A 13,198-nucleotide genomic window follows, 5' to 3' on the forward strand; every position below is an offset into this window, starting at 1 on the left:
AGCAAAATAAATCCAGTAAGACCAAGCCAGGCGCTGAATGGCTAGACCGCCACCTGACGCAAAGATAGCGAGCGCGCCTGACTTAACACCTTGCCCTGAGCATAATTGCACTGGATCTCTGTGAGTGCAGCTAGCTGTGACGGCGAATCCACCCCTTCAGCAATCACTTTAAAGCGCAGATGTTCTGAGATCAGCATCACCGACTGAATGAGCTTTAAGTTACGTTGCGAGCGCGGCAGGGATTTGACAAACCGATGATCAATCTTGATGTAATCAAATGGGTAGGCAAACAGATAGCTGAGCGAAGCCAGGCCACTGCCAAAATTATCCAGCACCAGCGTCAGCCCGGCCCGCTTGAGCTTTTTAATCGCCGGTAAGATGTACTGAGAACGCCGGTTTAAGTCATTTTCATCAAACTCAAACACCAGCCGGCTGGGGTTGGTGCCGCGGTGTTTGACCAGACCAATGATTTTGTTCACCAGCTCGGGTTGCAATAAATGGTTAATCGACACATTTACCGCAATGCGGGCCGGGCGGCTACTGTCATCTTTCCACTCTTCCAGCAGGTCACAGGCTTTGTGCAACTGGAATAAATCCAAATCTAAAGTCAGGCCGCTTTGCTCGGCCACCTGGCGAAACTGTTCGCGGGCCACCTTGCCATGTTGCGGGTGCGACCAGCGCACATACAGCTCATGGTAAATGGCTTCTTTAGATTGCAGGTTGATAACCGGCTGCAGATAGCACTCAAATTCTTCTTCACGCAGCGCATAGCGAAACTGGTTTTCCAGTTCCAGCTCTTCCAACAGGCGCTCGCGCATGCTTTTATCAAACAGCACAAAGCGCCCACGGCCTAAGGTTTTGGCCTGATACATGGCGGCATCAGCATCGCGCAAAATCTCATCTGCTGCGCGGTAATACGCTTCTAGGTGGGCAATACCGATACTGGCACCCGAGTACATCTCTTTGCCTTCCAGCATGAACGGCTCAGACACCGCATCGATGACACGCGCGGCCACATCTTCCACATCACCGTTGTCGGCAAAATTATCCAGCAGCACTACAAACTCATCGCCGCCTAAGCGGGCCAGCAGATCGTGGCCACGAATACACAATGAGATGCGCCGCGCCACTTCCACCAAAAACTCATCGCCGGCATGATGCCCCAGGGTATCGTTGATCACCTTGAAGCGGTCGAGGTCAATAAATAGCACCGCAAACATATTTTCCGGGTGGCGTTGTTTATTGGCAAGGGCCAGTTCCAGGCGGTTGGTAAACATGGCGCGGTTGGGCAGATCGGTCAGCGCATCATGATGGGCATCGTGGATGAGTTTAAGCTCCATCTCTTTACGCTCATCAATCTGCTTGCGCAGGCTGGCATTGGCTTCGTTGAGCTCTTCGGTGCGTGCTTTAACCCGTTCTTCCAACTGCTGATTGTACTGATGGATGGCCTCGGTACTGCGCTTACGCTCCATGGCCACCGCAATGTGGTGTGAGACAAAGCGCAGCAGTTCCAGATCCCGGGCGGTGTATTTGTCGTGTTTGCCGTAGGTTTGCACCGCGATCACACCTGAAATCTCGCCTTCCACTACCAGTGGCGAGCCCAGCCAGGAGTTGGCGCTTTTAAGCATGGTTTTAGCCACCGACACATCCAGCTCACCGGATTCGGCCAGCTCCAAGACCCGCGGTGGGTTGATCAGCTCAGCCTGGCCACTGCGTAACACAAACTCGGTCACGCCCAGGCCTAGCGGACGTTCTTCAGCGGTGTCATTCATGGTGTCGCTGAAGTATGGAAAGCACAGTTTATCACGCGCTTCGTTTAGAATGGCGATGAAGCAGTTGGGGGCGCTGATCAGGCGGGCCAGGATCTCGTGCAGGCTAGAATAAAAGCTGCCCATATCGCCATCATGGTTAGCAGCTAGCTCCGAGATTTCAAACAAGGCATTTTGAAGTTGTTCAACCTTCTGGCGCTCTAAAATTTCTTCCTGCAAATCGTCATTGATTTTGCGCAGCTGACGGGTGCGTTCGCGAATGGTGCGCTCGGTCAGCTCGCGACTTTTGACCCGATCCACCGTGGTCACAATGTGCTGCGACACAAATAGCAGCACCTCTAAATCTTCGTTGGAGTAGAGCACATCTTCATCGTAGGTTTGCACCACCATGGCGCCAATCACCTGAGTGCCGCGTTTTAGCGGTACGCCCAGAAACTGGTGCGGCGTGGCGCCGACCAGCTTGGTACCGGTGCGCTCACCAAATTCATCGGTGTTGTGTTTATCTAAAAACACATGATTGCCGGTACGCAGGATATAGCCGGTGATGCCGTCCATCAGCTGATCGGCCGGCACCTGATTGATGGTTTGCTCGTCAAACTCATCCACAAAATAGGCAAAATTAATCAGATTGGCGTCGCGCTCGTAGAAGGCGACAAAGAAGTTATCGGCATTCATAAAGTCGCCGATGATTTCGTGAATAGCAGAATAAAGACGATTAAGATTACTGACTGAGCTGGCCAGTTCAGAGATATCGAACAGGGCTTTTTGTACGCGCTCCGCGCGTTTATATTTTTCCGTTAGTTGCTGCAGTTGCGGGATCAGCTCTAAGAGCTCTTCCTCAGACAACGGATACTGCGTAGACTCTGTCGACATTCAAGGGTGCCAGCTTATGATAATTTAGTATTAACCTACCTAACCTAACTGATTTGTACACAAAATGCCACAATTTGAATAAAATTGCGGCGCTCATGCACGACTTTTAATGTAACACCGGCGAACTAGCCACGAACATCGTCGATTGCTATCCCTTTCAAATCACGGTATTAGACCAGTTTTTAGGTAATCCTTTTTTTGTAGATTGCTACTGTAGGTAGCTATTGTAGAAAGCTACGTTAAATACCTTCAATCATGTATTCAATGGCAGCTTTTATTTCATCATCACTACAATCATTACAGGCGCCTTTAGGCGGCATGGCGTTATAGCCATTAATGGCATTTTGCCAAATCTGGTCAAAACCCCGCTCATCCAGGCGCGGTTGCCATTCCTCAGCCGCCCGGTGCTTAGGCGCACCCAGCACCCCCGACGCATGGCAGTTCACACAGGCGGCATTATACACCGCCTCACCCGAACGCGGCCCGCTGGCCCCGCCACCGGCGGCCTCGCCTGCGGCTTCATCACCGGCCATCTGCAGTGAGCCTACTGGTTTGATGCGCTCAGCAATGTCTTCGTCACTCATTTCCTGCGCTTGCAGCGCGCAACATACCACCACCGCTGTTGCACCTAACCACGTTTGTAATTTCACATCCGCCTCCGGGCATATCGGTAAAACGCCTTATCATCAAAAGATTATAACGGTTCTATAAACACTACAACCGTTTACAGTGAATTAACTATTTTTTAATCAATCTAACCGCAGCATCGCAAATAATCCGCATTTCTACCACAAAACGGTTGATGCCAGCCGCACGCGTCAGTATTATAGCGCCCCGCAATGGCGCACAGCGTGCCTGTTGCACACATCCTGTACGCCCAAATGTTGCGGCGGGAATGGCCCACCACAAAGGGCCATGACAAGTTTCAAAGTACGCACCCGTAGCTCAGCTGGATAGAGCGTTGCCCTCCGGAGGCAAAGGTCATAGGTTCGAATCCTATCGGGTGCGCCAGATATAAAAAAGCCGACTTTTATGTCGGTTTTTTTATATCTGTTGTATTCCGTGGATAAGAACCTTCGTTCGACAAAATTGTCAGGAACGATTTTGAACGCGCTTCAGCGCGGCCCGCAGGGCGAGGCGCAGGGACGCGCCGAGTAATCCTATCGGGTGCGCCAGATACAAAAAAGCCGACTTTGATGTCGGTTTTTTTGTATCTGTTGTTCACCGTGGACGAGAACCTTCGTTCGACAACAGTCCACAGGGTGAGGGCATCAGCCCGAGAAATCCTTGCTGTTATTCGTCTTAGTGTTGAAAGCTGTTTCAATACTCCCACTGCACCGATCTGCATTGATAGCGTGAGTGGGCTTCTGCTTTACGCTCTCCAACTTATTGCTCAATCGCTTCGTAGTTTGGGTAGTTCGACATTGTCACCGCATACAAACTCGGCAGCGTCGCTCATTGTGGAAACCAGCAGTAACGGGGCCGGGGCCAATAGCGAGAAGCAGAATTTTTCATGGCAGCTCTCGAAGATCGTTAAGATATGCAGTGATTTGCATATTGGTACGAGGCTGTGATTAATAGGATGCCTGCAACGTCCTGCTGAGCGTTCGGTTGTCTCAGCAGGAAGTAGTTCAGTTCAGGGGTAGCTCCCCGTCGTGGTGGTTCGTTTATCAATTGTCTAGCTAGGAATGTTGTACCTCATGCGCTAACCGCCAAATCACATTCATGGGCTTTTCCTCAGTATGACTTTCGTAGAACACCTGACCATAGTAGGTAAATGGGGCGGCGGTTTTACCATGCAGTTTATGCTCGCGCACAAAAAGAAACACCTTTGCGCCGTCCTTTTCATGGTTGATGATTTGCTGGCCACGTTTATTAGCTGGTGAGGTGCTATTTTGTGATTGCCAGTGAAATTGGTGCGAACCTTCAAAACGATCTAGGTATTTAAATTCATTCGACTTGCCTGATTTATCCAATCTCACTAACAATACATGCGCGCTGTGATTGGCCAAATAAACATGCCCACTGTTCCAATTACCTGGATTGAAGGATTCACCAAATAATTCTGGTATGTCCTCGCGCATGAACGCTTTGCCAATAAATAGTTCAAGCGGGTCGACCTTGCCTTTCAAGCGCGCAAACGTGACCATTTCCTCGCTGGCAACTAAGTCTTCATAGTCGGGGTTAGCTGCGCGCAGTAGATAACCACCGGCTGGTTGTTTGATCACTTTACGCAGCAAATATTGATTGTCTCCTCCGGTGTCTTGGCGCTCAATGGTGATGGTTGCATTGCTGATTGAGCCGGCATTGGCAGGGGTGATTTGCTCAAATAATAAATAATCACCATCAAAAATCGGCGATTTACCACCATTCATGGAGTTGCCAGAAGCGCGAGCAATAAAATGTTTACCCGGCGCGAGGTGGCCATGCCCGTGCGGCATGAATACTTGTTCAGAATGTTCAGCACTGCCACTTTTAAAATGGCCGCAGGCGATTTTTATATCCGGGAAATACGGCAGAGTTGCATCATCAACAATCGGCTTGGCAAAGGGCACAACGGTACTGCCGGCAGTCGGCAAGTTGTGCTGCTTGTAATAGCGCAAACGCTGTTCGTTGATCTCATTAGTCATCCTAGCCAATGTTTGCGTGTACTTGGTAGGAGCCGGTTGTGCGAAAATAAACTGGTCATCGGCAAGTGAAAACCACGCCTGTTGTGAGCCTTGTTCTTCGGTACACCAGAAGGTCACAGGATTTTTGCGCCAGTGAGTTTGCCAGGCTCTGTCGCTAACATTTTCTACTGGCTTTTTTGATGCGGGCAGGTCTGCTTGCCACGAAGCATGGGTCGCAAACCATTGCTTTGCCCATTCGCTTAAGTCGGTCAGTGAAACTGGCTCGTCGAGCATTTCATTGGCCAGCAATGTATCCAACAACACCAGCTTATAGGATTTAGACGTTTTGGTGATCGCCAAATCCTTAAACCACTGTAGATGGCTTTCCAGTACAGCCACTTCGTCTGGCTGTATATCGCCCATCTCATCTACAAACTGCCACCACGAACCGTAGTTTTTGCGCAATTTGGTGTCAGAATTTCCGTTATGCCAAAACTCGGTATAGGTAGGTCGGCGGCCAAGGTTGGCTTTTAGTTTTTGATACTGCCGTGGCAATGCATCGTCGGCCAAGCTTTCTAGAAATTCGATAAACGCCAAATCAAAATTGACGTAACAGCCATCCGGAAGCAACTTTTCTGGCTGTTTCGCCAGCTGAATAAGCTTGGTGCGACTTGGGCTGCCGGCTAACAGGGTTGCGAGCAACATTTCAGGCCGGTTTAAAAAGCTGTGGTGGTTGCCCACAAAATCCAGCACGACTAATCGATCTTTGTCGGCATGTTTACGCAAGCCCCGGCCTAGTTGCTGTAAAAAGAGGATCTTGGATTCGGTGGGGCGAAGCAGTAGCACAGTGTCGATATGTGGAGCGTCTACGCCTTCGTTGAACAAATCAACTGAGAACAATACCTTGATGGTGCCTTGTTCAAGTTGCTCCAAGGCATCTGAGCGAGATAGCGCCGAGTCGGCATGGACGCTGGCAGCCGCTACGCCTTTAGCATTAAAAAATGTGGCCATATAATCTGCATGCTTTTGCGACACACAAAAAGCCAGGGTGCAGGCCTGCGCTTTGTCACGCCACTCTTTTAAGGCATGGTTGGCGCGCAATGAGGTAGCCAGTTTGGTAGACAACTTGTCCGGATCAAATCGGCCACTGCGCCACGGGATGTGCTCATAGTCTACAGTCTCATCAAAGATGCCGTAGTAACTGAATGGGCACAAAACATCTGCAGCGACCCCTTCAAATAAGTTTTTCTGGTACACCAAGTTGTTGTGGCACAGTGCCAGAATGTCAGAGCCGTCGGTGCGTTGTGGTGTGGCTGTCAGGCCCAGCAAAAATGCCGGTTTGAAATGTGCGAGCAGATGTTGGTAGCTGCCGGCCGCAGCATGGTGAAATTCATCCACCACGATATAGTCAAAAGCGTCAGGGGCGAAGGTGTCTAAATGCCACTGGCGGCCAATGGTTTGGATCGACGCAAACAACATGTCGTACTCAGCATCTTTTTGCTGACCGGTATAACGGCCCACCTTTTTATCCGGCATTACTGCCAAAAAGCTGTCTTCGGCTTGCAGCAAGATTTCTTCGCGATGGGCCACAAACAGCACCTTGTTGGCCTGGCACTGAGCAGCATCAAAAGCGGCCAGATAGGTTTTACCCATGCCGGTTGCCAGCACCACCAGCCCGCGTTGTTGCCCTTGCTGGCGAGTGGTGGTCAACTCAACCAGCGCTTCTTGCTGGTGGTCAGTGGGTGAGGGCGGTACATATTCTTGTTCATCCGGCAGGTCGGCCGCCGAAGGCTGCGCAACTGCAGTGCGGGCTTGGTCATAGCGCTTTTCATATTCAGCAATCCAGTCATAGCAAAGCGAGACTACATTGGCGTGGGTAAGTAATTGCTGAAATTCTGCTCGGATATGATTGAGTTTGGCCAGTGAGGCGCTATCGCAGCTATCCGGATGGTCGATACGGTAGTTCCACTCAATACCATCTGTTAGCGCAGTTTTACTGATGTTACTTGAGCCAATAAACGCTGCTGCCGAGAGCAGCTGGCTGTCTTCTTCGCGCACAAAAATATAGGTTTTCAAATGAAAGCTTTTGGCCTTTTGGCTATTGAATACCCGGATCTCCGCACCCCGCTCTTGTAACAACATCAACCGTTTCAACGCCTGGGGTTCGGTGATATTCATATAATCGCTGGTCAGCAGGCACAGTTGGACCTGTCGCGAGCTCGACATCAATGCTTGCTCGATATCATCAAACAGCAAACTCAGGCCGGAATTGCGAATGAAGGACACTGCAATTTCGATGTGAGTGGCGGTGGTTAGCGCACGACGAAGCTCATGGACTAAATGCGGTGTATTCTGGCCGGTGATTAGTGCAGGTTTGGCACTCATGCGGTCACCTCCCGGAATAGCACCACGGTTTGCCAAGTAACCTGCGGCCGGGCCAGGCTGTCTTGGGTGGGCTTATCACCAACTTGCTGTACACATAATTGGTGAGCATGGGCCAGCGCGGTGACTTCCGCCACACTAACCGCATGCATGGGCCGATTGGGATCATCCGGGCCAAAGCGTAGCGAGATCACCAGATACCCGCCTGGGGCCAGCAAGCCTGCCATGCGTGCCAGTGCGGACGCTCGCTCTGCCGGTGCAAGGTGCATCCATACCGCAGATAACAAAATAAGGTCATAACAGGTCGGCGTGGGCGGTAATTCAGCCAGCGCTGGTAAGCGCGCTGCACACCAGTCAATAGCAGAGTGAGCCGGTTGCTGGGCGCGTTCGCGCAAAGCGGTGGCTGGCTCTGCTGCGACCACCTGCCAACCTTGGCCGGCCAGCCAACGAGCATCACGGCCACTGCCAGCTCCCACATCTAAGGCTGTGCCTGGCTGCTTGTGCTGAAGAAGTGCCAGCCAGCAGGCGTGCACCGATTCGGGCTGAGCGTGATCGTAAAGCGCCTGAAAATGCGCGGCATGATCGCTGTAATATTGAATGGTATGTGTCACTGTGCCTATCCCTGGGCTGGTACTACCGGCTATTTGAGCTGTGTGCAGCGAGCCTAAAAGAAATCCTCAAACCGTGCAAGCCACGCAGCCCCAACATAATTGCGCAAAAATTCCCCAGTCATGCTTTTTTGGTATATGCTACATCGCGTATCAACCAGGAAGATAAGCAATGAGAACAGTTTACTACCTTGCTGTGTTAGGGATGACGTTGGTGCTTAGCGCCTGCGGCGGCTCTGGCAGCGAAGCGGCGCCTGGCGCGGTGAATAATGAACAGGCTGGCGGCGCGACCGACCAGTCGGGGGAGTCCACCGGCGACTCAAGTGGCAATTCAAGGGGTGACTCTAGCGGTGATGCCAGCGGTGATTCTACCGGTGATAGCGAACAGGCCTCGGATGAGGATACCACTGACGGTGATGCGGAGCCGCCGGCACCGTCGTTGTCGGGCAAAGTCATCGATGGCTATGTCAGTGGCGCCACCGTGTGGCTGGATTTTAATAACAACGGTGTGTTTGAAGACGGCGAACCCTCAGCGGTATCCGGTGAGGCCGGCAATTATAGCCTGGAGCTGACCGAGACCCAGCAGCAGTGTGCGCAGTACGCCACCTTGTATGTGGATGTGCCGGTGGGCGCGATGGATGAAGATTTGGGTGAGGTGACTGAGGCGTATCAAATGGTGCGCCCGCCGCAGATGTCGCCGCTCAATGATGACAGCCTGCTGCATATCTCGCCGCTGACCACAGTATTATGGCAGGGGATCCAGGCCGCGCTGGGTGACGCCGTGGTACAGGATTGCGACTCCTTGCTGGCCGACCAGGCTTTACGCGAGGAACTGCAAGCCCTGGTTGACGATACCATTGCCAATACCGTGAGCCTGTATAACATCAGCGCGCAAACCATCTTTAATGATTTTATTGCCGAGGGCGACGATGAGGCCAAAGCGCTGGCGCAGCAGTTTGTGACCGGCTTGCAGCGCAGTTTTGCCTATACCGCCACGGTCAAAGCCGACTACCCGCAGGCTGATGAAATTCGCGTGGTGCATTATTATGGCAAAAACGCCTATTTTACCGTTGATGAAGAGCTCCACTGGTTCCGCGATGTCGTGGTGTTTAACGGTGATGCGTTTGTGTCCCGTGAAGATTTGATGAACGACACGCTGGATGAAATTGTCACGCCCATTTACTACCGCGACTCGATAGATACTGCCTGGGGCGATGGCCAGCTGAATCAAACGGTTGATGCCATTTACAATGGCGCTGGCCAGGGTTTTCGCTGCAGTGTCAGCGAGCAGGTGACGGTGACGGCCGAGGAGGTTGTCTACAAGCTACAAAATTATCTGCCGAGCGGGCAGCAGGTGGCCAGTGTGGAGGAGTGTGATGTCCAGTCGTTTGTGGGCACCACGCCACGGCGCATTTTCTATGTATCTTACAGCGAAGAAGGCAGTGACTATCTGGCGGATCTGCGCCAGGAAGATGGCAGTGTGACGGTGTTGCCCAACTGGGTCGGCTTTGAGGGGGCCAGCGCATCCTTTGATACCGCCGAGCTAGTTGGCGAGCTTAGCCAGTCCGGTTACCGCTTTGATGAAGCGGTGACTATTACTACCAGCAGCTGGGCCAAGCGTCGCACCTGGGATGATGGGGTCAACACATACCAGGTGGATTACAACTCAGCCGGCGACTGGGTCAAAACCACCACCGCCGCCGATGGCACATCCAGCACTGAGTGTTCGGATGACGAAGGTGCTACCTGGCAAGCCTGCGCCAGCTAGAACCCGGCCACAACATCCGTTTTATCATTGCCTTTCAATAGCGCTCAAAGCGCTGTGATATACTTGCCCTGGCGAGCGCCAGGGCCGCGGCCGAAGCCCTGCTAAAACTTAGCCGAATCTTTTCTTACTATTTTATATGAGCCTTATTTGCAGATTGGGTGCAGGCTCTATCATTTAACAAATATTCTATTAGTCAAAGATAAGTTCTGTAAGAATATGAGTTACGAAAACAGCAAACATTCGAAGATTGTGAGACGTAGCTTACGGCTGCTTAGAGCAGTGCATGAATTACAAAAGCAGGGATATCAAAATGTAGCGATTTATAAGGGATGTCGTCGTCCGGAGCCTACTGGCGGCTGGAACTGATACCGCATAATTTACTATCCTGTGATGAAAGAGGTAATCTCAATAATCTGCAGCAATACCATCCAGAAAATCCTATCCATTCAAGTGGAGAGGCGGGCAATCAGTACTTCGACTGGGATGACGCCGCAAAAGCCACTGTTGTAGAACTCGCTGAGCTGATCAGGCGTCGTTATTCTTCTTTAATAGCAAGATGTGAAGGTTACAATTTTGACTATGTAGGCTGGTTCGTTACGATGCTGGGCGTGGCGGAAAAAGGGGATTTGCCTGTTATGTACCGAGATTATTATTCAGCTAGTCCAACGCATATTCCCACAACAGGCCAATCTAAAGTGCCCATGCCGCCTATAGCTCATAGGGCGTCGTGAATACACAATGCGTGTGGTTCGGTTATCCCAGGGCAGGTGAACACTCTGCCTTAAATTAAACACAAAACGACGGGTTAGGTCGAACCAGTCATGGGCAAGGTTTGCCGCTCGATACGCGTAAAGGCTCTCGGTAAATGTGGTAAATTACCACCGTTAAAAATTCTCCTCATTATTTATCTTTTCACTGTATTGCACGTAAGTTCCTATTGAAATTATTCTTACAGAAGATCGCGGGAAGGTGATAAACCCTTTCAATAGCAGGCCATACATTAGTTTGGAGCGTATCATGACCTTTTGGCCGCCCATACAAAATTCAACAGGCGGCCGCCGGCTGATTACGCTGGCGAACAAATAACAGGAATATACACTATGCGGGGAATTGTTGTGGCGCTGGCGGTTTGTGCGAGCATGCCGGCGCTGGCCCAGGAACAGGATCCAGGGCAGAGCCAGTCTCAGGCAGCGCCAGAGACCATCGAAACCATTGTGACCACCGGGTCACGGCTGGATAAACAAGATGCCGAGGCCGGGCTGTTGATCAGCAAGGTAGACGAACAGGCCCTGCAGCTGGTGGCCCCCACCCATATCGAAGAAGTACTTAAATTTGTGGCCGGTGCGGGCGTGCAGCGCGGCAATGGCCAGGAATATCTGCCCGCCCTGCGTTCCCAGGTGTTTACCGGGGCCGGCGCATGTGGCGGCCTGCTCACCGCCGAAGACAGTATCCCGCTGCGGGCTGCCGGATTTTGTAATATCAATGAGCTGTTTGAAGCGCATACTGAAATGGCCCAGCAGATTGAAGTGCTAAAAGGCCCGGCGTCTGCGCTGTACGGCTCCAATGCACTGCATGGGGTCATCAATGTCATCACCCCGGATACCACCCGCGATGTGGGCCTGCTGGGCGTGGATTATGGCTCTTACGGCTATGAACGCTACAAACTGCGCCATGGCGAGGATTTTGGTGACAGCGGGATTGGCATCAATGCCAGTATTACCCGCGACAGTGGCTACCGCGAGCTGGAAAGTGTGGCCCAGGAAAAGGTCAATCTGCGCCATCGCTATGACGGTGAGTCAGTGTCGGTGATGACGGGCGTAAGCTATACCCATCTGGATCAGGATACCGCCGGCTATATCGAAGGCTTTGAAAGTTACAAAGATGAAACACTGGCCCAGCAAAACGGGGATCCGGATGCGTTTCGTAAAAACCGCGCACTGCGTATCTGGAGCCACATCGACACCACCTTGCCTAATGGCGATGCGCTGGCGGTCACCCCGTATTACCGTAATCAAAGCATGGATTTTTTGATGCACTTTTTGCCTGGCACGCCGTTAGAACAAAATGCCCAGGAAAGTATCGGCGTGCTGTCGGCGTGGCGTCATCCGCTAAGTGCAAACTGGCAGCTGGAAGCCGGCCTGGATGCGGAATATACCGAGGGTAGTCTGCGCCAGAGCCAGGACGGGCCGACCATGGGGTCAGCCTTTTTGATGGAAACCATCCCGGCCGGGGCCCATTATGATTACGAGGTAGAAGCCACCATGCTGGCCCCCTATACCGCGCTCACCTGGCAGCAGGGTAACTGGGAAGTGGCGGCTGCCGCGCGCTTTGAGTCCATGCAGTACGACTACACTAATTTTTTACCGGCGGGCCGAACCCGCGCCGATGGCACCGAATGTGGCATGGGCGGCTGCCGCTACAGCCGGCCCCCCAGCTCGAGTGATGATTTTTCAAACTTTTCGCCCAAGCTGCGCGCGGCCTATCAGCTCAACCCGGGCTTAACTGTATATGCCAGCCTGGCTCAGGGCTACCGCGCACCGCAGGCCACCGAATTGTACCGGTTGCAGCGCGACCAGCAGGTGGCCGATTTAGACTCTGAAACCGTCAACAGTATCGAAGCCGGCTTAAAAGGGCAGGGCGATGATCATCAATGGACTCTGGCGGCCTATCACATGCAAAAAGACAATGTGATATTTCGTGACAGCGACTTTTTTACCCGTAGTGACGGCGAAACCCAGCATCAGGGCATCGAACTGGAATACCAGCATCAGTTTTCGGCGCACTGGGATGGGGCGCTGGCGGCCACCTACGCGCGCCACACCTATGATTATGATGAGCTGCTCAATGACATCAACATCAATGGCAATGATATTGATACCGCGCCGGATCTGCAGATGAATGCCCGGTTGGGCTGGCATCCGGTCACCGCGCTGCGCCTGCAACTGGAATGGCAGCATGTGGCCGACTACTACACCGACCCGGAAAATCTGCACAGTTATGAAGGCCACGACCTGCTGCATGCCCGGGCGCGCTGGGATGTACTGCCTCAGCTGGCGGTGTTTGCGCGCATCAACAATGTGACCGATGAGCGCTATGCCGAACGGGCGGATTTTTCCAGCTTTTCCGGCGACCGTTATTTTCCGGGGCGGCCGCGCAATTATATGCTCAGTGTGCAGTATCAGTATTAAG

General features: G+C 52.3%; 7 protein-coding genes and 1 tRNA gene. 4 read left to right on the forward strand and 4 right to left on the reverse strand.

From position 1 onward, the window contains the following. Window positions 1-41 precede the first annotated feature (41 nt). Entirely contained in the window at window positions 42-2,642 is a 2,601-nt protein-coding gene (locus tag ACTUJZ_RS15460; protein WP_463637237.1) for a sensor domain-containing phosphodiesterase, read from the reverse strand. A 239-nt stretch (window positions 2,643-2,881) separates the two neighbouring features. Beyond that, window positions 2,882-3,292, reverse strand: coding sequence for a c-type cytochrome (locus ACTUJZ_RS15465; protein ID WP_463637238.1), 411 nt, complete (start codon window positions 3,290-3,292; stop codon window positions 2,882-2,884). Window positions 3,293-3,576: 284 nt separating this feature from the next. On the opposite strand from ACTUJZ_RS15465, the gene ACTUJZ_RS15470 reads away from it, so the two are divergent. After that, window positions 3,577-3,653 (forward strand) — tRNA-Arg (locus tag ACTUJZ_RS15470). Between the two features lie 671 nt (window positions 3,654-4,324). Here ACTUJZ_RS15470 and ACTUJZ_RS15475 read toward each other — a convergent pair. Together ACTUJZ_RS15475 and ACTUJZ_RS15480 are read right to left on the reverse strand one after the other, a co-directional pair. After that, complete coding sequence (locus ACTUJZ_RS15475; RefSeq protein WP_463637239.1) at window positions 4,325-7,636, reverse strand: DUF3427 domain-containing protein; 3,312 nt, start codon at window positions 7,634-7,636, stop codon at window positions 4,325-4,327. After that, window positions 7,633-8,244 carry a class I SAM-dependent methyltransferase gene (locus tag ACTUJZ_RS15480; protein WP_463637240.1) on the reverse strand — a complete coding sequence of 204 codons (612 nt, stop codon included), beginning with the start codon at window positions 8,242-8,244 and terminating at the stop codon, window positions 7,633-7,635. Before ACTUJZ_RS15480 ends, ACTUJZ_RS15475 begins: the two co-directional genes overlap by 4 nt. A gap of 169 nt (window positions 8,245-8,413) precedes the next feature. Between ACTUJZ_RS15480 and ACTUJZ_RS15485 the strand changes: the two genes are divergently transcribed. The 3 genes from ACTUJZ_RS15485 to ACTUJZ_RS15495 all read left to right on the forward strand — a co-directional run bounded on the left by ACTUJZ_RS15485 (window position 8,414) and on the right by ACTUJZ_RS15495 (window position 13,197). Further along, entirely contained in the window at window positions 8,414-10,009 is a 1,596-nt protein-coding gene (locus ACTUJZ_RS15485) for a hypothetical protein (protein ID WP_463637241.1), read from the forward strand. 329 nt (window positions 10,010-10,338) lie between these two features. Next, the gene (locus ACTUJZ_RS15490; RefSeq protein WP_463637242.1) at window positions 10,339-10,740 is read left to right on the forward strand and encodes a hypothetical protein; all 402 of its coding nucleotides are present in this window, start codon (window positions 10,339-10,341) and stop codon (window positions 10,738-10,740) included. 369 nt (window positions 10,741-11,109) lie between these two features. Continuing rightward, a complete protein-coding gene (locus ACTUJZ_RS15495; protein ID WP_463637243.1) occupies window positions 11,110-13,197 on the forward strand; it encodes a TonB-dependent receptor in 2,088 nt (695 codons plus the stop codon). Window position 13,198: the final 1 nt, after the last annotated feature.

It is taken from the genome of Alteromonas sp. WD8-37 (assembly GCF_055326825.1).

Bases quoted from the DNA above. Each gene is read 5' to 3' on its own strand.
- ACTUJZ_RS15490 (WP_463637242.1), top strand. From the start codon at position 10,339: ATGTCGTCGTCCGGAGCCTACTGGCGGCTGGAACTGATACCGCATAAT.
- ACTUJZ_RS15485 (WP_463637241.1), top strand. From the start codon at position 8,414: ATGAGAACAGTTTACTACCTTGCTGTGTTAGGGATGACGTTGGTGCTT.
- ACTUJZ_RS15460 (WP_463637237.1), bottom strand. From the start codon at position 2,642: ATGTCGACAGAGTCTACGCAGTATCCGTTGTCTGAGGAAGAGCTCTTA.
- ACTUJZ_RS15475 (WP_463637239.1), bottom strand. From the start codon at position 7,636: ATGAGTGCCAAACCTGCACTAATCACCGGCCAGAATACACCGCATTTA.
- ACTUJZ_RS15495 (WP_463637243.1), top strand. From the start codon at position 11,110: ATGCGGGGAATTGTTGTGGCGCTGGCGGTTTGTGCGAGCATGCCGGCG.